The organism is Methanosarcina soligelidi (assembly GCF_000744315.1).
Taxonomy (GTDB): Archaea; Halobacteriota; Methanosarcinia; order Methanosarcinales; family Methanosarcinaceae; genus Methanosarcina; species Methanosarcina mazei.
In genome coordinates, this window is sequence record NZ_JQLR01000001.1 from 1,620,076 (window position 1) to 1,641,007 (window position 20,932).

Below are 20,932 nucleotides of genomic sequence, written 5' to 3' on the forward strand. Positions count from 1 at the left end.
AAAGCTGAATTATTCATGTTTCACGATAAGCCTGTTTTTCACCATTAAATGGGTAATGGAGGTTTCCCCGGGAGAGTTTTATCCCGAGGTGTTTTTATGTTGGATTTTGAAAATGGGTTGACTTTTTTGAGTTCTTTTTATGGGTAAATACTCTCACTCATCATCGATGGCACTGACGTACCTGGGAAATAAGAGAATAAAATTTTCCTGGTAAGACTTTCCATCTTTACTGATATTGAGATCCCACACGATCTCAGGTTCCCTGACTATTGCTTTTGTTTGAATCATCTTTTTCCTCCCTGTTTCACCTCTCATCTTCATGAATCTGTGTTTTTCTATCCTGCTGGACATCTCCCGGGATGCACGTTATCCGGGATAAGCGCCAGCTGACTGTATATCTGTTCGCTTTGCAGATAGTGGATTGATTTCTATCCTTTTTTATTAAAACTCGAAAACTACGTAAGGGTATGGATCTGGATAACAGGTCTTAGTTCTAAAGGTAACGAACTCGGGAGATGTTTTTTTATTTTTAATGTTTCGGATAATTTTTCTTTTTCAGATTCTCTTTTTCATATTTGCTCATATCATAATGTGAATCTATAATTTTTCGTTTGTCCTTTTTATAGAAATTTTTGAAACATTAATCTTTCTTTGCTCATTCATGTCAATCCGTAAGATTAAGGATGAGTATATTATTAAAAAATCAAACCTGTCTTATGGACGTAAAAAGCCGGAGCCCTCTCAAAGATCCTGTTCTTGGCATAATCAGTCCTGGAATCGTCTGTTTATCTGAAATACACGATAGATCCCCATTTTAAGTAATAAATATTCAATTTTTTGTTATTTTACAATTGTAGGAAAATAAAAGACGTAAATGAAAAAGCTCCTTTTTATGCTATTTCCCCAAAAAAATGTGTGACCGGATGCATAATAAATTCTTTTTTAAAGATAAATACCTATATATAAAGCAATAGCCAAGTTTAATATTGAGAACTGAATCAAAATGAGGGTGACAAATGCCCGGAAAGAATTCCACAAGTAATCTGCATAATGAAAAAAACGCTCCTGAAGAGTCCCGTAAACAAAATCATAAGCATAAAGAGCTTTTTAATTCCCATTTCTCCTCTCATTTCTTCTCCCATATATTTTCCCACACTTATTCTCATATACATTCTTACGAGCATTCGCATTTTCATGAGCATTCCCATGGGCACAGCCATACACATGGTAGAGTCGACCCTTCCATAACCACTACGAGCAAGGGGCTCTGGGCTGTCAAATGGTCTTTCATAGGACTTATGGTTACAGCCGTTCTGCAGATTTTCATTGTGTATATTTCGGGCAGTGTTGCCCTTCTTGCCGATACCATCCATAACTTCGGGGACGCATCAACAGCGATCCCCCTGGCAATCGCCTTTTCCCTGGCAAGAAAAAAACCGAGCAAACGCTTCTCTTATGGTTATGGCAGAGCAGAAGACCTTGCAGGTGTGATCATTGTTATCCTCATCCTTTTCAGTGCAGCAGTTGCGGGCTATGAATCCCTGACACGCTTCTTAAACCCTCAGCCCGTAGATCATTTGCAGGCTGTAGCCCTTGCAGCAATCATAGGCTGTATCGGAAACGAAATTGTTGCAGAGTTCCGCATGAAGGTAGGAAAAGAAATTGGGAGTGCTGCCCTTATTGCTGATGGATACCATGCAAGGGTGGACGGCTTTACCAGCCTTGCTGTCCTGTTAGGGGCAATTGGTATGTGGTCAGGATTTCCGGTCCTTGACCCTCTTATAGGCATGTTGATAACAATTGCCATCCTCAAAATAGTCCTTGACTCAAGCAAACTCGTATTTACCCGCCTGCTTGACGGCGTTGAGCCTGAAGTCCTTGATAAGGTAAAGGATATTGCTGAAAGCGTTGATGGCGTCTGTGAAGTAACAGACCTCAGGGTACGCTGGATAGGGCACAGGCTCCATGCAGAGATTAATGCTTCTGTTGACCCTTCACTGTCTGTGGAAGAAGGGCATGAAATCGCCAACGCTGTAAGAGAAAAGCTCCTGGAAAATTTCTCTTACCTTTCCGGGACCACCATCCATGTAGATCCCCTTACAGCTTCAGGAGAGTGCTGCCATTGCGTACCTGCAGGTCCGGAGAAGAGAAAGGGAAAGCAGAAACGTATTTTGAATGTTTATCCGGGCTGAACCCCAGTATCGGCTTCATAAACCGCTTCCAGTAATTATTTTCTCCCTGTTTTCTCTGCTTAAGGCATGATTCAGGCTGTAAACACCACATCTACTCTTTCCACATCCCAGAGAGCCCCGAGCTTTTCAATTATATCTTCTTTTATTGCAGGAGCAAACTGGTGGTCTGCGGGCAGGTCAACAACCACCCTGACAACTCCTGCTTCAACACTCGTTTTAAGTATAAGGTTTGTGCGAACAACATCAAGACCTGTCAGAGGGTTCATAACGTGTTTGAGCCTCTGCTGGACAACCTCTTCTGTCGTCGGTTCTTTCTCTGTGACGAGCCCGTGTTTTTCTTCGTAGTCCCGGATTGCGGCACGCAGGCCCTCAACAGCAAGCACGGAACAGTGGGCTTTTATCGGAGGAAGGCCACCAAGCTCTTCTGAAGCCTGTTTCCAGGTTATTTTTTTAGCTTCATCCAGGGTCTTTCCACGTGCAAGGTCTGTGATTACGGACCCAGTGGCAATGTTGGATGCACATCCGTAAGATTCGAATTTTATATCCTCAATGACCTTTGTCCTGGGGTCGACCTTAATGTATACTGCAACCATATCCCCGCATGCAGGGCTTCCTTCCAGGCCTTTTCCGTCAGGGTTCTCTATCTTCCCCACATTATGCGGGTTCCTGAAATGCTCAAGAACTTTTTCACTATAAGGAAACTTCATCTCACTTTTCTTTTCGATTTTCATCCTGCTCTCCCCTTTATTTTTCTATTCTTCCGCTGCTTTTTCTCTTCTCTTCATTTTTCCTTTTGCTTATTTTCTTGCAAGCGGGCTAATTTCCCTCAGCCTTGCCACAACCTCACTCATGGCATCAATTGCAGCTTTCGCATCTTCCATGCGGTTGTAGCGTCCGAAAGTGAAGCGAACCGAACCATGAGCTCTTTCATGGTCCCCTCCTATCCCCCTTATAACATGGCTGGCTTCAAGGGAACGGCTGAAACAGGCTGAACCTGTGCTCACCGCAAACCCTCTCATGTCCATATGCAGGGTTATGGATTCTCCCTCCACATAATGGAAAGTCAGGTTTGCATTCTGAGGCAGGCGCTTTTCCCGGCTCCCATTAAGAGTGACATCCGGAATTTCAGAGAAAGCTCTCTCAATTACCCTGTTCCTCATGGCTTCGAGCTGCCTGGTCTCATCTTCGGTTACAAGTTCTACTGCTGTTGCAAAACCTGCGGCTCCGGGAATATTTTCAACCCCTGCCCTCAAATTGAACTCCTGAAAGCCACCATCCATGAATTTGCTTACTGGAGTGCCTTTTCTGATGTAGAGAGCACCTATTCCCCTGGGACCGTGAATCGTGTGGGCTGACAATGTAACCAGGTCAACAGGCAGTTCTTTTACATTCAGGGGAAGCCGGGTAAAACTGTGTGTGGCATCGGTATGCAGAAGGACATCTTTTTCTTTGCAGATCTCAGAGATTGCCTTCAGGTCCTGGACCGTCCCTATCTCCTGGTTGGCGTACTGGATTGAGACAAGAACAGTTTCTTTTGTAATTGCTTTTCTGAGCCCTTCAAGGTCTGCAAACCCTTCCCCGTCAACATTCAGAAATGTGACATCAAAACCCTGTTTCTGGAGGGATTTTGCCGTATTCAACACCGGAAAATCCTCTATCTGCAGAACAATAATATGCCTGCCTTTTATCTCTTTAAGTGCCCAGGCTGTCCCTTTCAATGCCATGTTGCTTGATTCCGTATCTCCTGACGTAAATATTATTTCTTCGGAGTCCGTACCAAGCCTTGAGGCTATGATTTCCCTGGAGTTTTCAAGCCCTTCTTTTGCGTCAATTCCCATGGAATAGCCAAATTCGGATGTCGCTACTGCATAAGTGTCAAAAAAATAGGACTTCATTGCTTCAAGCACTCTCTCGTCCAGCCTTGTGCATGCAGAATTGTCTAGATAAATCATATTTTCAAATATTTTTTCCCCCTCCTCATATCATATAAAATTTAATTCCCGTGTCTCAGTTTCTGTTTTTAATTAATACTTCGTCTCCTTCAGTAAAGCTGTGTTATATCCCATAAACCAATACTTTAATAAAAATTCAGAATGGTTTCAGCCAGATTTTGAGCACTTCCAGCTTAATTCCTGCCTGGAAGGTCTATTTGCAGCCGGATAAGCGGATCTGGCTCGATAAATTGCGATGAAGGCCCGGGGTAAAAATGAGAGCCTGAATAATCTTACTGTTGCTGAAACTTATTTTCAACTCTCAAAGTCAGATAAAGAGAGTTATGGTTGCATCCCTTGCTTCATGAATGTACGAACCAACAGCTCCCCATTCATCCACCCATTCCGTTTGAATTTCTTCCTTTTCTATGCCCATGATCTCCATAGTCATTTCGCAGGCTATGATTTTTCCCCCAAGCTCCTTGAAGTCATTCATCAGCTTTTCCAGCGATGCAACATGGGCTTTATCCATTCTCTGTTTGATCATCTGCTTTCCAGCACCCATCATGTTCATTCTGGAAAGCGGACCTTTTTCAAGTTCCCCTTTTTTAAGCCTCATGAGCCCCCAGAAGGTAAAGTATATCGAAGCTTCCATACCCATCGCAAGGGCTCCGTTTGCAATTATAAGTGCGCTGTATACCTTATCCATATCCCCGCTGTGAAGGACGATTACCGCCTTTTCCCCCATCTCCACTCCTTTCCCGGCCTTACCTCCGGATTTTTATTTCCCATTCTTTTCCTTCTTTTTTTTCTTCAATCTCCAGCACGGTGAGCCCCAGAGCCTCACATGCCATGGGAATTTCTTTTTTTGATGCCGGATGCGTACCCTTTACAATTATAAGGTCTCCTGGAGAGGCTTTTTTAAACGCTTTTCTGCACTCTACAAGAGGTACCGGGCAGGTCTGCCCTCTAACATCTACTTCCAGTTCTGCCACTGTTATCCCCCGGAGTAAGAGAAATGGAAAGCTCCTAAAAAACGCACATGATATTCTTCGAATAACATGCCCATAAAATGAAAGTACTTGAGAGCACTTTCATGCCAAATGAATGTCTTCCCCCAGATCACTATATTTCAAAAAATATATTATCGTTTCGTATGAAAAATATTATTCGGATCTGTTTTTCAATCCGAATCTTTGCTCTTTTTTATACAGGTGCATCTACCTGAAGACTTTCGTTTTCCCTCAGTTTTTTCCTGATCTTTTCCGCAACTTCGTTCAGATTGGTCCTGTCAGGTTCGGTCCATACTATTGACTTTATTCCTCTTCCTCCATCTCCCTTTTTTCTGGGAATGACATGTACATGCACATGGGGGACTTCCTGCCCTGCTACTTCCCCGTTATTTATACCAATATTCGACCCTTCCGCTGAAAATGCTTTTTCAACCGCAGCTGTAATTTTTCTTGCAGCTTCAAAAAGTCTGGCTGTATCTTCTGCGCCCATATCCGTAAAACTATTAAAATGCTTTTTGGGAGCTATAAGAGTGTGTCCTTCACTTGCCGGGTAGATGTCAAGAAATGCACATACAGCATCGTCTTCATATACCTTCTTTGAAGGAATCTCACCTGATATTATCTTGCAAAAGAGGCAATTTTCTGTCATAGAGTACCCCATAAAGGTTTATGATACTCACTTATATCAGGTTTCTGTTTCTCCGATAAACTTTAACTACTATCCGGTGCTCACTTTACATAATGTATTATAAAGTTAAATCTAAACCTTCTTTTTGTCACCGAATTAAAAACTCTGAGAGTGAATTTATATGATCGGCTATATCGCAGGTGCCCTGACAACGGTAGCTTTTGCCCCTCAGCTCATAAAAGCCCTGAAAACCGGGTCAACAAAGGATGTGTCTCTCCTGATGCTGTTCTGTTCAACATCGGGTATGGCTCTCTGGCTAATTCATGGGATTCAGGTAAATGATACCGCAATAATTGCTGCAAACACTATTTCCGTTATACTGGCTGCCTCTCTTCTCGGACTCAAGATTAAAAATGACTATGTGAATTTGTTTTTGAGTTTTAACCGAAAAGAAAGAGGATTTGAAAATAAAAATGCTTCTCTCAGGAAGTAACTTATAATGGCTCAACTATATATCTAATCAATTATAATTACAGTTTATATAATTAAAGTTTATTTAATTTCCAGTATAATTACAGTTTATATAATTAAAGTTTATTTAATTTCCAGTATAATTACAGTTTACATAATTAAAGTTTATTTAATTTCCAGTTATTCAATCTGTTTTAACGTGGGGGTACAGTAATGGGCAGAACTATCAGCGGTGCATTAATAGGTATGGTTCTTACTTTTGTTTTTTATTTTATTCCGGTGGTAAATTCCGTAGCTCCTCTTCTTGGAGGCTTTCTGGCTGGTTATTATGCAGACGGCGGGTTTGAAGGAGGGCTTAAGTCAGGAGTATTGATGACTGTTTTCATGATAATCCCTGTCTTCCTGCTTGGCGGGGTTCTTGGGACTGTACTGCGCAATTCTCCAGTTCTGGGGGGATTTATAGCAGCCTCTACTTTAATAGTTGCACTGGTTGTCATAATTCATACTGCAATAACAGGCATTATCGGTTCTGTAGCAGGAGCTCTTGTAGCTGGAAGATAAGTTTCGAAATAGTTTGCCGTCAGAATTTAAACACCTGCATTTAAATACTCAGGCTTCGGTGTAAAAATGAAAAATAAAGGTGAAGAAAAAAATCTTTTTTCGTTCTTTTAAGCCTTTTTAGATCTTTTTCTTCAGAACGAAATATTCCACAAGAATCATAAACAGAGGCAGAGAGATCGCAAGAAGTATCTTTGCTACACCCATCGGCTTCTTCTGAATATCGTCTTCTCTTTCTGCACTGCTGTTCAGGATCGCCTTCCCGCCGCCTTCCCAGTTTCTCAGGGTTTCCTGTATTTCTTCGTCGTCGGTGGTCTCCTTCACAGTTCCCTCTTCTCCTTTATATTCGCCTATTGCAAAGCAGGAGTAAGCAATGGTTTCTGCCCTGAAATAAACGTAGTCATCATCTTCACCTGTTTTTTCAGTTTTCAGAGGCTTCCATTTACTGTCGTACCATAGGAGGGCTATATTGGATTCTTCAACACTGTTATTTTTTATCCAGTCCTTTTCCACTTTGAACCCTGTATAGGCATTTTTGAGAGAGTCCTCACGACCTGCCCCTTTATTTCCCAACCAGATGTTAAGCTGCTTATATATTCTTCCAGGCGGCTGCTTCTGGACAAAAATGGATTTCTCTTTGAGGACTTCTACAGTTGCTGTTGTTTTCTTAAACGTCTTCCTGGGTTCAAATTCAACATATGTGACACAGGTTGCATTTTTCGCAAAATCATATTTTACATGGTAGCCGCTCATGATGTTTCTTGTATCCAGCTCTTTAACTTCTACATTTCTTGCAGGCTCTTTAGAAACACCGCTACCCATGCTGTTGCTTTTGCTACTGCTGCCACTTCCTGAACTGGAACCTGAGCTCCCTCCATTTGTGTAGGTAGCCTGTTTGGAGACAGCGATATTCCTGGTTAATTTATTGTTTGTCTCGTCATCTTCACGTATAGCACTTCCGGAGTCAGCTACAAGTTCCATATTCAAATTCCCATCTTCTTCAGGTACCCAGGAAAAGGTGCTTTTTACGGTTTCTCCTGTGACAACCGGAGGTACTGATAACGTGCTGCTGTAGGTTTTATTGGCTCCGTTTATCTGATATCTAAGTTCGCTGCTTCCAGAATCGCTGAGCCCTCTGTTCTTTACCGATACCGTGAAAGTAACGCTATCTCCTATTCTGGGAGCTTCCGGAGTCAATGAGACTGATTCAATTATCAGGTCAGGGAGTTTTGTTTTTACGTTCACGATTTTTGAAAACTGGTTATTGTCTTCATTACTTTCGTAAACAGATTTCCCGGAATCGATAAACGCTTTTACTTCCATCTGCCCTTCTCTGTCCGGAATCAGAGAGAAGGAGACATCTGCCCCTGTCCCTGCCGGTAAGGCTGGAATATTTATACCCTCCTGATCTGGGGCAATTCCGTTAATGTAGTATTCTGCTACAGCTTCTTCAGAGGCAAAAGTTCCCTGGTTTTTTACTTTAAGAATAAGGTTAAGCGGCTTTCCCAGTTCTCCCTCAGTCTCAGGAACAATATCTTCAATTATCAGGTCCGGAAGAAAATCTATTGCTACTGTTATGGTGGCTGTTTTTTCATTATTTTCTTCATCGCTCTCGGTTACCTGGTTATTTTCGTCAACCACGGCTTTTATTTCTGCAGATCCTTCTAATATCGGAATCCAGGTATAAGATTTATAATCACTCTCCCCTCCTGACAGTCCGGGTATGTCCCATTCTCTAGCAGGTCTTCCGTCAATGTAGAGCATAAGTTTTGTCTCTCCCGAACTGGCAGCCCCATTGTTTATCACACTTATTCCTATGGTCTTGGGCTTTCCTGGAGAGGGATATTGAGGGTGGTTAATCGAATTTATTATCAGGTCCGGGAGGTTTTCCTTTTTGAAAGTGATGAAGCCTGCAGTTTTGACGTTATTATCCTCATTTCCTTCTTCCACCAGATTTTCTTCGTCTACTTTCGCACTTATCTCAGCTGTACTTTCGGTTTCAGGGGTCCATGAGAACGATATTTCTTCACTTTTTCCGGCTTCCATTTCAGGAACTGGGCTTTCTCCGATCCCATTTCCGTTGCTATAATATATCAGGTTTGTTGATCCCGATGCTGTATTCCCCTGATTTGTGACGGTAGCTGTAACAGTTATCTGTTCCCCGGCACCAGGAGAGTTTGTGCTCAGGTAAATATCCTCAATTACCAGGTCAGGCAGTAAGACCGTTGAATTTCCGTCATCCTCAAAAGGTATATCCTCATCTGCAGCAATTGCAACGGACACAATTCCAGGAATTATAATCGTTATTATCAATACATAGACCAAAGAATGAAAAAAATTTATTTTCATTTTCATCAGCCTCCGCCCCCACACGTCTATTAATCGGAATGTCCGGTATACCAGCAGCTTATTAACAGTAGCCATATAGTTCATTGAAATTAAGTTCCTGATTTTTATCTCGAGTAAATTTTCCAGGTTCCATTTCCAGAAGATCTGTAGCCTGCTACAAGATTACTTTGTACGATACATTACTTCTCCCGCCTTCTATTTAAGGCTCTACACTCTCAATTCTTTTTCCGCGCATTTTGATTATCGAGAATATATTATTACAAATGTTTTCTTCTGACAAGTGGAGACTTTTCATTAAGCCTCCTGTACCTCGCAATGATACCTGTTCTACCTTGACGTATTTTACAGGCAAAAAAAGAAAAAGAGATTAAAAAATGATTTGTAAAGAAATATGGTAAAGAAATACATCACATAAATATAAAAAGTATAATTTAAAAAATATTGTAGTATAAAATTAAAAAAATTAGACAATCAGGTATTTGCTTTCCTTTATCTGAGATCTACTGTTCACACCGAGTATTTCTGCAATCTCAATACCTTCACTGCCGATCTCGGAAAGCTGTGTATATATCTCCGATTTTGAGATGTATTTCTCAGTTCTTGTTCCATCGGCTTCTTCTGTTTTGATGGTGATCTCTTCCTTATTATGCCCTTTTGCAAGACACTCATGAACGATCACTCCGTACTGTTCTGCAACCACTTTGAGGCAATCGAAAACCTGGTTTGTGGATATTGCATCCTCTTCATCAAGCAGAACTTTTGAAAGAGCGTAATTTCGGATATTCGCCCTCAGATAATCCTGAACCTTTTCGGGAATCTGTGCAAGAGACATCATATCAATATGATCTCCAAGCTCTTTATCTGCAGTAATTTCCCTGTTATCGTCATAAACGAAGTAATTGAGCCCTCCGCCTTCTATTCTGAACTTCCGGTTTGATTTTTTGTTTTCAAAAACAAGGCGAATATTTTTTTCGCTATCGTACTCAAGGGAAGTTACTAAAAACTCGGAAAGGTCCTGCATCTTTATTTTTTCTTCTTTTCGTAGAATTCCCGTTTTTGTCCAGCCAGGCAGGTTAAAGTTGCCGATAAGCCTGTTTACCGTCAGGGGCTCTTCCGTAAACCAGAGTTTATAGTAGTACTGAAGGCCTGAAATCGAACCTTCCATTATACCTGACACTTCGTTTGTACTGCTGGAAAGCTCGAACCTCTTTTCTGCTCCATATATCCCCGAGATTAGAAATGGCGTGAGCACCTCAAGGACTTTACTCTCAGTCTTTTGATATTCCTGAGAGGCTCCATTTTCAATTTTTCTGGCTTCAATGTCGAGAATCTCACGCTTTCTCCCGAGATTTTCGCTACAGGTAGCCAGGACTGCATCAATACAGGACGTTAAATCTTCAGTACCTATGTCATTTGCAAGTTTATTGACCAGTATGCCGAGTTTTTCCTCAAAAAGATTCATTCCCATAATTCTACTTTCTAATTTATGGAGTTCTTCTTTGTGTTTGCATTTTAGTTCTATGATAGAATTCTCCAGAGGAATTACTCTAGCAGTTATATCTATGAATACCTTCAGATCCTCAATAAAATCCCTCTGGACAGGCAGTTCCGTAGAGTCCTGGTAAATATATTTCATAAAAAGCACCCTGGAATTCTGAACTAACTCTCCAAATATTCTATGCCTTATAGCTATATAACATTTTATCCATGATCTTCAGGCATTCTTAAGTAATGCACCCCTTTCCCCTGAAAAATTCTTTTCCCCCGAATTTCCTAAAGTTTTTGGAAGGGACTTTTCCCTTCCTGAATTTAAATCCTGAATTTAAAGAAGAACTTTTCGGACAGGGTCCAGAATTTCGTTTATGTATTTTGCAGCCGAATTTTTAAGGTCCATTGGGTGGACTTTTTCTTCTGCAAAGCCACTTTCCATCTCTGAATAACTGTTGTATACAAGGTTGCCACCGAATTTCTCCGGCCTTTCAATAACTATAGTCTCATATCTCGGGAAGATATGGTAACGGAAAAGGGCAAGAATCGGGTTCTCTTCCACATCTCCCATCTTGCAGAAAGCTTTCTTAAACTTCCTGTAAATCTCTTCTTCAGTATCGTCTACCGAAATAAAATTGTCCTTTGAGGAAGCCATTTTGGTCCCGTCAAGCCCGAGAAGGATAGGTGTGTGAATACAGATCGGAGTCTCAAATCCGAGGCTTTTAAGGTTTTCACGGGCAAGCATGTGGATTTTCCTCTGGTCAATCCCGCCCACTGCCACATCCACTTCAAGGAGAGCAATATCAATAGCCTGCATGAGAGGGTAAACCATCTGGGAAACCGTAGGGTCGTCCATTGCACGCCCCACTTCGTCCATGCTCCTCTTTGCCCTGTTAAGGGTGACTGCCCTTGAGAGTTTGAGCACATTTAACATGTATTCTGCTCCGAGCTGGAAATCCGACCCGTAAACGAAATCAGTCTGTTCTTCATCAAGCCCGAGAGCAATAAAGCAGCGCCTGTTGTAGTCTGCAATCTTCCTGACCTCTTCCAGAGTGCCTTTTCTGTTCAGATAAGCGTGTACATCTGCAAGCAGGACAGTGATCTTGAACCCTGCTTTTTGCAAATCTATTAACTTGTTTACGGTAAGGACATGCCCCATGTGGATTTTTCCGCTTGGCTCGTATCCTACATAAGCGCGCGGAGCTTCTTTTTTATTTAGCAGTCCTTCAAGTTCTTCTTCTGTTACAATTTCCTGAACATTCCTTTTTATAAGCTCAAGTTTGTCCATTGCATCTACATTCCTTTTCTTTTCTTACTCTGAAAAACTTAGTTTCTATTAATAAGTTTCTCTAAAAAGGTAATTCCTTCTTCGGATTTGAATTTTGGAATTTCCCAATTCTGGGTTATTCTTCTTCGCATAGATTTTACTTCTTTACCATAAACAGGATTAAAGCCTGAAATTTCACATTCTTCTTTAGAGATTATAATCCCTCTCCTCTGCCATGCAGGAAGTGCTGCAAGATTTATTCCTCTCTCAAAAAGCATCTCATGGATTTCCCATTCTTTTTTTCCTTTCAGGAATTTTCCGGCTTCATCCTTTCCCATGCCTTCGTTTCTGAGGGAATAATATCCCCAGGACGCTACGAAGTTTCTCCAGGCTTCCAGTTGCCTCCAGTGAAAGTATTCAGAAATTTCCTCTTTTTGAAGAGCTACCAGCCTGGAATCAAAAGCTATGGGTGCTTCAAGCCGCAGTTTTATTGTTAGAGCGCTGCCAAGAAAACTTGCCACAACAGAGTCTATTTTCTCAACCCTGCCATCAAAAGGAAGGTCTGTAAACAGAAAACTGATTTCATCTGAAAAAGTATAGGCAAAATAAGGGCTTAAACCGCTTTTTTTAATGAAAAGTTCAGCAATGTCCGCCATTGCTCTGGCGAAGGTTGTATCATATGGTTTTTCAAAGCCCAGGCCTGAAAGTGTATTTTTGAAATTCCTGCCGTCAGCGCGCAAGACCACTGGCGGGATACAGCGCATTTCAGCATAGATTTCCCGGTTTTTCATATACCTTTTCTAAAGACGATTCAGTCTTCTTTTCTCTTTTTGTATCTCTGGATAACGTCTCTAACTATAATAATATCCGCTGCGGTTATAACCCACCGGTAGGGAATAATGATACCTCTGCTGCTAATATCAAAAAGCTCCCTGTTGATGTCAGAAACAGCAAGCCCTGTTACTTTCTGTTCCTCTACATCAATTACGAGGTCCTGCAACTTCCCTACATAAACACCATTATTTGTGTATATGTTTAGGCCAAAGAGTGATGTGAGTTCTGCGCGCATTATATCCCTGCTCTATTATTAATTTAAGTTATCTATGCATTCTAAATTTATTTAAATTTCTTTCTCTACCTTATATGAAAAACATACTTATATATCTTACAGTTTTACAAGGCTCTCCCATCTATTAAAAATATGTTTTCCAGATTTTTATTTTATTTAACCTTGATGTTTACAACCAGTTAATCGTTTATTTCTTTTTCCGGGAAAAACCTTTCAATCAACTTCATGTGATAAACACTCTGTATTTAAATAATAGGGGTAAGATGTTTTTATCCAGTATGAAAACGTTTTTATTAATTAAATTCTTTTCTAAAGTTCTCATGGGCACTGGATATTTACTCAGTAACAGGAATTCAGTTTATTAACCTGCTTTTTTATGTATTTTGATTAAAAGATATTTGATTAAGAGATATTTGATTAAGAGATATTTGATTAAGAGATATTTGATTAAAAGATATTTGATTAAGAGATATTTGATTAAGAGATATTTGATTAAGAGATATTTGATTAAAAGATATTTGATTAAGAGATATTTAATTAAAAGACACTTGATCAAAAGATCTCCGATTGAAAGATATTTGATTAAAAGATATCTGACTAAAAGATACTTGATTAAATATCTCATACTGAAATAAATTTGATTAAAATTAATTTTATTAAAATAACTTTGATTAAAGAAATGCTTTAATTTTACTTTTTCGTAAGCGGGTTACATCATAACAAAACAGGAAATTGATCAGGTTTCTGAGATTTATTCTTTCCATCCGGAAAAATATTCTATTCTCTTAACAGAAACCTGTCTTTTTAATATTTATCTCCAAATTTTTATCTGTTTAATTTTTGCTCTTTAGATTTCCAGCTTTGAAATCCCTTTCCGGATAGTCTCTGAGGATTTTTTGAGTCTCTCGCACTGGCTGTCTTCAAGTTTGAGTTCAAGAATTTCTTCTATGCCATTTGCTCCCAGTTTTACTGGCACCCCAAAGTAAATTCCTTTCTGCCCGTAATGTCCTTCAAGATATGCAGACGCCGGAAGTACCCGCCTGGAGTCCTTAATTACAGCTTCTGCCATGCGTACGATAGCTGCTGAGGGAGCATAAAAAGCACTTCCCTGTTTGAGAAGCTCTACTATTTCTGCTCCTCCATTTACTGTCCTTTCCACAAGCCTGTCAATTGTTTTTTCCGGAAGCAGTTCCGGAAGCGGGATTCCCGATACTGTGGTGTACTGCGGGAGCGGAACCATAAGGTCTCCATGCCCTCCTATAACCATTGCCTCAACATCCCTTTTTGAACACTTAAGTTCCTCTGCTATAAAGCTTGCAAAACGTCCTGCATCAAGAACTCCACTCATCCCGAAGACTTTTTCTGGATCAAAGCCGGTTGCCTTCATAGCTACGTATGTTATGATATCAAGTGGATTTGTGACGTTTATAACAATAGAGTTCGGAGCGTATTTCGCAATGTTTCCTGCTACATCCCCTATTATTTTTGAATTCGTTTTAATCAGGTCTTCCCTGCTCATTCCGGGCTTTCTGGCGATTCCTGCCGTAATAATTACCAGGTCGGAATTTGCGATATCTGCATAATCGTTAGTACCTGTTATCCTGGTGTCATAACCGTTAATTGCCCCGGCCTGCATAAGGTCAAGAGCTTTTCCCTGCGGCATCCCTTCCACAATATCTGTCATGACAATTTCGCCAGGCTCCAGTTCTGCCAGCCGCTGGACTGTTGTCGAACCTACATTTCCTGCACCAATTACGGAAATTTTAACCATTACCTGTACACCTGTATCAATATTTATTTGCAGGATTTTTTCAGATTCCTGCCTCTAAAAATAGGTTTTACTCAATCAGTCTGGAGGTAACTATATCTTGATATTTATTTTTTTGGCTTTCTAGAAGTCCTTAACGTCCCTTTTACCCATATTATCAGGTTGAACTTCATAGGCTCTCACTCTATATTCTGTCCCCCGCAGAATTAAAGTGTACTTTCTATTATTACTAACTAAGTATATTAACCTTGTTGGTGTGGTACTTGCCGGTTCTACAGAGCAAACCTGATAACTGAAACACATGATAAACCGGTCAGGATTAGCAGATTTCTGCCTGTGATTTCCCTGTTTCGGACTTTTAACCCGGGATTTTCTGTCGCTAAAAGCTGTTATTTGTGTCCTGTAACACTTTCAGCCCTCATGCAGTATTTTTATTAAATATCACTACCAATGGTTCAGGGGAAAAATGCTGAAGAACACATATATTCACATTCCTGGTGTAGGAAAAGCGCTTGAGCAGAAAATCTGGGCTTCAGGCATACATACATGGGACGAGTTCCTTGAAATGGAAGACAGGGTTTTAATTCCTTCTGTCAAGAAAGCCAGAATCTGTGAAGGAATAAAGGTATCTTCCAGCCATCTCGCTGCAAAGGACTGCTTCTTTTTCTCACAGCGCCTCCCTTCTGCAGAGCACTGGAGGACGTACTCTCTATTTTCTGACTCTGTTGCTTTTTTTGATATCGAAACCACAGGTCTTTCGCCCTGCAGGGATAAAATAACCGTTGTTGGAATCTATAATGGAAATGAAGTCAAAACGTATGTAAGAGGAACGAACCTTGAGGATCTTGTAGAGGAATTCTCCAGATACAGGCTTCTTGTGTCTTTTAACGGAGCCCGTTTTGATATCCCTTTCATAAAATCCGAATTTCCCGAAATAGAGTTCAAACAGCTCCATATAGATCTTATGTATCCTCTCAGGCGTATAGGGTATGGAGGGGGCTTAAAAAAAATTGAAAAGCTTCTCGGGATCTGCAGAAGCGAGGATACGGATGGCATGGACGGATTTGACGCCGTTAGGCTCTGGAAAAAGTACGAAAAAGGAGATCTTGAAGCCCTCGACCTGCTTGTTAAATATAACAGAGAGGACATAGTAAACCTGAAAACTATTATTGAACTTACTTACCCTAAAATGGTTGAAAATGCTCTGAAGATATGAAAAGTATATTTTTTCTTTCGAGGGTTTCGCCAAAAAGTAGAAATGTCAGTAACAGGAATATATTGTCGGTTAATAACTGAATTTATGATTGACAACTGCGCTTATATTACTGTTCTGGATTTTTACCTTACTGATTCCTGTTAGTTTTCGTAACAGGATTGTATATGTAGTTGAACAGGCTCTCTATAGTATTGAAGGTTATTATATACTTTAAAACAAAGGGGAATTCAATGGCAGTAACACTGAAGTTCGGGGATAAAGTCACTGTGGCAGATGTAAGAAAACTCCATGATATGGAAGATGTGGTATTTGATAGAGAATGGTTTGAAAAGACCGATGAAATGAACAGAGATATGTATTATATGTTCAGGGATCTTGCCAGAAGTGATTCTGATCTTGAGATTATCAAATCCCGCCACCTCAGGTATGACATTACAAGAATCCCTCCCGGAATGCTCGGGTCGGAGTATATTAAAACCGTTGGCCACTACCACCCTCAAGTTCCGGGAACAGACGTCTCCTATCCTGAGATTTACCAGGTGCTTGAAGGCTCAGCTACCTACCTGCTGCAAAAGGTGGAGCCCGGAGAAGAAGAAATTGTTCTGGATGTTGCGGTTATCAAGGCTGAAAAAGGGGATCTGGTTCTTGTTCCACCAGGATACGGGCACGTAACAATAAATTCCTCTGAAAATACTCTTGAGATGGCAAACTGGGTTTGCGGGGACTTCTCTTCGTTCTATGAGCCTATAAAGAGGCTTTCCGGAGCCGCCTATTTCCTTCTTAAAGACGGTTTTGCCAAAAACCCCCTTTATAGAAATATCCCGCCCATACGTTATACTGCACCTCTAAGCTCTGAAGAATTCGGGCTTGATTCCGGAGAAAGCATGTATGAACTTATACACGATGCTGACAGGCTAAGGTTCCTGACAGCTCCTCAGGAGTTTATGGGATTTCTGGCAGGAGTGCTCTGAAAGAGGTTCCTGAATTTTATAATGGATAAGGACTTTGTATCCGGTATTCATCCCAAAAGCTACTTTTAGAAGCTTCAGTTTTACCTTTTTATAATTCTTGAAGGCAGAGGTTTACAAACAGAAGTCCAATACAGATCGAAAGGGTGCTTTTCTTTCGATAATACCCGATAATACATAACTTATAATAGGTATAAATACCTTCAATTACTGGAGGGTTGAAATGCAAAAAAATGGATACCGTATTCAGTTTACATCATCCAGAATCAGAGATCTCATGTACAGGACCACATTTGATCCTAAGAAAATGGATGGAGATATTATTCTTAATCTTTCCCTTATTGATAAAAAAGACCTGGACGATGTTCTCGGCATCTTTAAGATGGTAATCTCAAGCGGGCTTTCCGTTACTCCCTATGTGAAAGTTATTTCGGAAGGGGAGTCCATAGGAGACATGACCATTGAGAAAGGAAAGGTAGGAATCGGAACAGTATGCAGCATAACTATTGACGGCGTGCTGCTAAAAGCGGGGATCCCCGTAAACCCCAAGCTTGGAGGGGTTGTTCAGATCCGAAACGGAATTCCTGTACGCTTCACTGATGTGCTCACGTATGTAAGTACAACTGTTGACCCCCTAGAAATCCTGATGTCTCAGGGAATCACCTCAGTATCTGAAATGCTCAGAACAGGTTCCGGCAAGGTTCTTGCAAACCTCAGGGAGGCTCCCATGGTTGCAAGGGATGAGATTGAAAGCAACCTGTCTGATCTTCTGGATGCGGGTTTCAGCGGAATTCTGGAAGTGGGAGAGCCCAATACAAGAGTGCTTGATGTCCCTATTGAGAGGGACCATCTGGGGATAGTCGTTATTGGTGGGACCAATCCTATGGCTGTTGTGCAGGAGTATGGGATTCCTATAGATACAAGTGCCATGTCGAGGTTAATTTCTTTTAAGGAAATGAGCCGGATTGAGGATCTGGTCTGAAACTCGCGTCTGCTTGAACCTGAATATAATTCCTGTTCCGCAAATTCCTGTTTCAGAAAGTCTTTGCTTCATTGACCTTGAACTTCTTTTCTGCGGAAACCAGGCTTTCCGGATAGTTTCCGGAGGGCTGCCCCTTCTTATCCTGTATTTGCTTTTCTTCGAAGTTGTTCCCCTATGAAAAAGTCAAGTTTCCTGGCAAACTCTTCTTTTGCATTCTCAGGAATGGTTGCTCCTGCGGCAATATCATGCCCGCCGCCTGCACCTCCGACTTCTGCCGAAACGGTTGACATTGCTTCAGACAGGTTTACCCCTCTGCGAATAAGGTCCTGCGTGCCCCTTGCTGATACCTTAATCCCTCCCTCTGCCTTTGCGAAAGCAATAATCGGAAGGTTTCTATTTTCGACTATTGTGGAACTCATGCCTGCGATTATTCCCACAATGGTTTCCTTAATATGAGAACCTGCATCAAAATACTGGATGTTTTCCAGCTGGGTGACTCCATTCTCTTTTACGTACATAAGCCCGTTGACAAGGTTTTGCCTGTGTTCTGCTAGTAGCTTTCTGGCGTCTTCGTAAGCAGTTTCCCTGTCTCCCATACAGACTGCAAGTCCTATTTCTGCATGGTCGTATCTCGCAGTAGCATTGAGAAGTGTAGAAAATTCGGAGGCGTCTCTCATTTCCGTTCCTTCACGTTCTTTAAGAAGGACATAGACCTCGCCTATCAGTCGCTCAATTTTGTACGAAGGTATCCCTGATTTCAGGCAGTACTGGAAAAGTCCCGAAATTATTTTCTGTTTTTCCGTAATCTCCAGGTCAATCCAGCGCCTCCAGCGTTCATCCTGGCTGAAACGGATATTAAGGGAATGAAGGAAATTAATGCAGGCTTCTTCATCTCCGGTAAGTCCGGGAAGATATGGATCGGATGAATACTGCAAAAGCTTGTAAATAGGGCGGGTTTGCTTCCCGAACAGGGTCAAATCTTTTTTGAACTCAAGATCCCCTCCTTTTACTCCTTCTTCCAGAATTATCCTGTTAATCCCTACAAGCTGCCCCATTTTCAGGTGCTGCATATCTCCTATAGCGCCGACTATGGCAAGTGAGGAAAGATCCCTGTTTTTTCCCAGGGCTGAAGCAAGAAGGTAGGTGCTTCCCGAACCGCTAAGTTCGTAAGAGCCGTTTGCCCCAAAAAGGTGAGGGTTTAAGTGAAATTCAAGGGTCCCCTGCGGCTGGTGATGGTCTGAGATTACGGCATTGATCCCGCGGGACTTTATATGCTCGCACATTCCGCTTCCAAGGTCTGTAAAAACCACAAGTTCATGGTTCTCATCTGCAATGGTATTGAGGGCTTTTTCATCGAGCTGCTTTACAAAACGGGTTGTATAATCAAAATTTCCCCTTTCAAGAGCTGTACAGATAATCCCCGCAGAAGTCAGTCCGTCTGCATCTATATGGGATACTACATGTACAGATCTATGTTTTTTGATTTTTTCGGCACATCTACCTGCTTCTTTTCTGAATATTTCTATGATTTCAGTCATCGGTTTCTCCGGAATTCTCTGCTGGCTTCGGTTTAATATCTTTCTCCCAGCGGCTCTTTCTCCCCCATTCTTTCGGGTTTATTATGTAATCTTTTCCATCCCTTCTTATTTCCGGAAAGTTTCGGATTTCCTGAAGTGTGAGCTTGGGACTTTCCGAATTGTAGCTCTTCTCCAGGTCTTCCCAGGGGACCATATACGCTTCCCTTCCATGTCCCGCTCCGAGGCGGAGTTCCACTGCCAGAAAGCCCCTTCTTCCAGACCTGTTAAGGTAGTCTGAAATTCTGTCTATCTGATGAATGCCTTTTTTGTCCACTGTAAAGTGCTGGGAAAAGTAAAGCGCAGTTGCTCCTTTATCTACTGAGATACTTTTGCATTCTATACCCATATAAAGGTCAGGGTCAAGGGAATCTACAAGTACGTCAAGGAACTGAGATGTAAACCTGTGCTGTTTAAGCCTGTAAGAGATGGCTCTTATGCCTTTTTCCTCAATGTATGCGTTAAATGAGTTTACAAGCACACGTTCGAATTCGGTCACAAAATCCATTCTCCTGCTTTAATCTTATTTGCTAGATCTGTACCTTAATAATAAAAGTTTATACGGGTTGTTTTACAGGATAACTTTTCTTTTAATATTTGATGTGCTGAAAATCGAAATTTACCAGCTTCCGGACTATCTTTTTAATAAATATTTCTCAATAGATATAACAGTTATGAAGTTCAGGATCAAAATCGGGGCGAAGTTTAGAATAAAAGTCGGGATGAAGTTCAGGATAAAAGTCGGGATGAAGTTTAGAATAAAAGTCGGGATGAAGTTCAGGATAAAAATCCAGATCTAAAAAAGTTAAGACAGGAAATTTTATAGAAAAATCAGTGCCGATCAACATTTTGACCGGCTAATCTAAAATTCTACTTTAGCTAGTTTAATTTAATTTGATATGATAAAGGTCACAAAGTCCGGGCTAAGTCTTGTTTCCCTTACAAGTTTCTCAATGGTGTCTTCATCGGAAAGGCCTTCTTCTTTTAATTCCTTTATACGGTCAAATACATGCTCGGAAACTTCTGAGTACTCATTAATGTCTTTTCTGTGTCCCCACACATCACCTTCAAGAAGTGCAATGTTCTGCATGGAAAGATACATCTGTGCAGAACTGGAAATTGTTCTCTTGTATGAGCTTGGGATGTGGATCGCTTTTACTTCCGGACACTTCAGAATGAGCTTGAAAATGTCCTTGTTGGATGGTCTAAAAGCGAGATGGACAATTTCCTCATTGAGTTTTAAAGTGTCAATTTCTTCTTTTGAGCTTACAACTCTAATTTTCATTTTTATCACCGTTCTTTCCAGGTTTTTTAGAGTTTGTTCAGGGTTTCTTAGGGTTCTTTTTAGGGTTTCTTTAAATTTGACTCAGGGATTCCCAGAGTTTGATTCGGATTCTCGAAATTTTGATTTTCGAAATTTTATTTTAATGCCTCTGGAGTTTATTTATTTTTCAGTTA

Annotated in this window: 22 protein-coding genes; 7 read left to right on the forward strand and 15 right to left on the reverse strand. The window is 41.0% G+C overall.

Features of this window, described 5'->3' with window-relative positions; translation table 11 throughout:
- Positions 1-153 precede the first annotated feature (153 nt).
- On the reverse strand, positions 154-288 hold the full coding sequence (locus tag M886_RS19315; protein WP_268745852.1) for a hypothetical protein: 135 nt from the start codon (positions 286-288) through the stop codon (positions 154-156).
- Positions 289-1,016: 728 nt separating this feature from the next.
- Between M886_RS19315 and M886_RS07170 the strand changes: the two genes are divergently transcribed.
- Positions 1,017-2,192, forward strand: a complete 1,176-nt coding sequence (locus tag M886_RS07170; protein WP_200880717.1) for a cation diffusion facilitator family transporter — start codon at positions 1,017-1,019, stop codon at positions 2,190-2,192.
- Positions 2,193-2,263: 71 nt separating this feature from the next.
- On the opposite strand, the gene M886_RS07175 is transcribed toward M886_RS07170, so the two are convergent.
- The 5 genes from M886_RS07175 to M886_RS07195 form a co-directional block, all read right to left on the reverse strand.
- The gene (locus M886_RS07175) at positions 2,264-2,923 is read right to left on the reverse strand and encodes an iron-sulfur cluster assembly scaffold protein (RefSeq protein ID WP_048050944.1); all 660 of its coding nucleotides are present in this window, start codon (positions 2,921-2,923) and stop codon (positions 2,264-2,266) included.
- 66 nt (positions 2,924-2,989) lie between these two features.
- On the reverse strand, positions 2,990-4,144 hold the full coding sequence (locus tag M886_RS07180) for a cysteine desulfurase family protein (RefSeq protein WP_048050945.1): 1,155 nt from the start codon (positions 4,142-4,144) through the stop codon (positions 2,990-2,992).
- A gap of 307 nt (positions 4,145-4,451) precedes the next feature.
- On the reverse strand, positions 4,452-4,871 hold the full coding sequence (locus tag M886_RS07185; protein WP_015412222.1) for a DsrE/DsrF/DrsH-like family protein: 420 nt from the start codon (positions 4,869-4,871) through the stop codon (positions 4,452-4,454).
- 19 nt (positions 4,872-4,890) lie between these two features.
- The gene (locus M886_RS07190; RefSeq protein ID WP_048050946.1) at positions 4,891-5,118 is read right to left on the reverse strand and encodes a sulfurtransferase TusA family protein; all 228 of its coding nucleotides are present in this window, start codon (positions 5,116-5,118) and stop codon (positions 4,891-4,893) included.
- A gap of 211 nt (positions 5,119-5,329) precedes the next feature.
- Entirely contained in the window at positions 5,330-5,785 is a 456-nt protein-coding gene (locus M886_RS07195; RefSeq protein ID WP_015412223.1) for an HIT family protein, read from the reverse strand.
- Positions 5,786-5,945: 160 nt separating this feature from the next.
- Here M886_RS07195 and M886_RS07200 point away from each other — a divergent pair, with 160 nt between their 5' ends.
- Both M886_RS07200 and M886_RS07205 read left to right on the forward strand, forming a co-directional pair.
- On the forward strand, positions 5,946-6,257 hold the full coding sequence (locus M886_RS07200; protein WP_048050947.1) for a SemiSWEET family sugar transporter: 312 nt from the start codon (positions 5,946-5,948) through the stop codon (positions 6,255-6,257).
- 191 nt (positions 6,258-6,448) lie between these two features.
- Entirely contained in the window at positions 6,449-6,796 is a 348-nt protein-coding gene (locus M886_RS07205) for a DUF5518 domain-containing protein (protein ID WP_048036328.1), read from the forward strand.
- 117 nt (positions 6,797-6,913) lie between these two features.
- Here M886_RS07205 and M886_RS07210 read toward each other — a convergent pair whose 3' ends face one another.
- From M886_RS07210 to mdh, 6 genes are all read right to left on the reverse strand, one after another.
- A complete protein-coding gene (locus M886_RS07210; protein ID WP_235203893.1) occupies positions 6,914-9,106 on the reverse strand; it encodes a CARDB domain-containing protein in 2,193 nt (730 codons plus the stop codon).
- A gap of 499 nt (positions 9,107-9,605) precedes the next feature.
- Positions 9,606-10,778 (reverse strand): hypothetical protein, encoded by a 1,173-nt coding sequence (locus tag M886_RS07215; protein WP_048037299.1) that lies wholly within the window; start codon positions 10,776-10,778, stop codon positions 9,606-9,608.
- Between the two features lie 186 nt (positions 10,779-10,964).
- Positions 10,965-11,918, reverse strand: a complete 954-nt coding sequence (locus M886_RS07220) for a tyrosine--tRNA ligase (protein WP_048037301.1) — start codon at positions 11,916-11,918, stop codon at positions 10,965-10,967.
- 38 nt (positions 11,919-11,956) lie between these two features.
- Positions 11,957-12,688, reverse strand: a complete 732-nt coding sequence (locus M886_RS07225; RefSeq protein ID WP_048050948.1) for a tRNA(His) guanylyltransferase Thg1 family protein — start codon at positions 12,686-12,688, stop codon at positions 11,957-11,959.
- 20 nt (positions 12,689-12,708) lie between these two features.
- Positions 12,709-12,966 carry a PRC-barrel domain-containing protein gene (locus tag M886_RS07230; RefSeq protein WP_011033897.1) on the reverse strand — a complete coding sequence of 86 codons (258 nt, stop codon included), beginning with the start codon at positions 12,964-12,966 and terminating at the stop codon, positions 12,709-12,711.
- An 847-nt stretch (positions 12,967-13,813) separates the two neighbouring features.
- On the reverse strand, positions 13,814-14,737 hold the full coding sequence (mdh, locus tag M886_RS07235; protein ID WP_048050949.1) for a malate dehydrogenase: 924 nt from the start codon (positions 14,735-14,737) through the stop codon (positions 13,814-13,816).
- A gap of 463 nt (positions 14,738-15,200) precedes the next feature.
- Here mdh and M886_RS07240 point away from each other — a divergent pair, with 463 nt between their 5' ends.
- The 3 genes from M886_RS07240 (at position 15,201) to nrpRII (ending at position 17,900) form a co-directional block, all read left to right on the forward strand.
- Positions 15,201-15,950, forward strand: a complete 750-nt coding sequence (locus M886_RS07240; RefSeq protein ID WP_048050950.1) for a ribonuclease H-like domain-containing protein — start codon at positions 15,201-15,203, stop codon at positions 15,948-15,950.
- A 230-nt stretch (positions 15,951-16,180) separates the two neighbouring features.
- The gene (locus M886_RS07245) at positions 16,181-16,921 is read left to right on the forward strand and encodes a glucose-6-phosphate isomerase family protein (RefSeq protein ID WP_048037309.1); all 741 of its coding nucleotides are present in this window, start codon (positions 16,181-16,183) and stop codon (positions 16,919-16,921) included.
- A gap of 220 nt (positions 16,922-17,141) precedes the next feature.
- Positions 17,142-17,900 (forward strand): global nitrogen regulator NrpRII, encoded by a 759-nt coding sequence (gene nrpRII / locus M886_RS07250; protein WP_011033901.1) that lies wholly within the window; start codon positions 17,142-17,144, stop codon positions 17,898-17,900.
- 137 nt (positions 17,901-18,037) lie between these two features.
- On the opposite strand, the gene M886_RS07260 is transcribed toward nrpRII, so the two are convergent.
- Positions 18,038-19,438, reverse strand: coding sequence for a DHHA1 domain-containing protein (locus M886_RS07260; protein WP_048050951.1), 1,401 nt, complete (start codon positions 19,436-19,438; stop codon positions 18,038-18,040).
- Positions 19,431-19,973 (reverse strand): hypothetical protein, encoded by a 543-nt coding sequence (locus tag M886_RS07265; protein ID WP_011033903.1) that lies wholly within the window; start codon positions 19,971-19,973, stop codon positions 19,431-19,433. Before M886_RS07265 ends, M886_RS07260 begins: the two co-directional genes overlap by 8 nt.
- A 103-nt stretch (positions 19,974-20,076) precedes the next feature.
- Between M886_RS07265 and M886_RS07270 the strand changes: the two genes are divergently transcribed.
- Positions 20,077-20,274, forward strand: a complete 198-nt coding sequence (locus tag M886_RS07270; RefSeq protein WP_048050952.1) for a hypothetical protein — start codon at positions 20,077-20,079, stop codon at positions 20,272-20,274.
- An 89-nt stretch (positions 20,275-20,363) separates the two neighbouring features.
- On the opposite strand, the gene M886_RS07275 is transcribed toward M886_RS07270, so the two are convergent.
- Entirely contained in the window at positions 20,364-20,759 is a 396-nt protein-coding gene (locus tag M886_RS07275) for a DUF1699 family protein (protein WP_011033905.1), read from the reverse strand.
- Between the last annotated feature and the right edge of the window lie 173 nt (positions 20,760-20,932).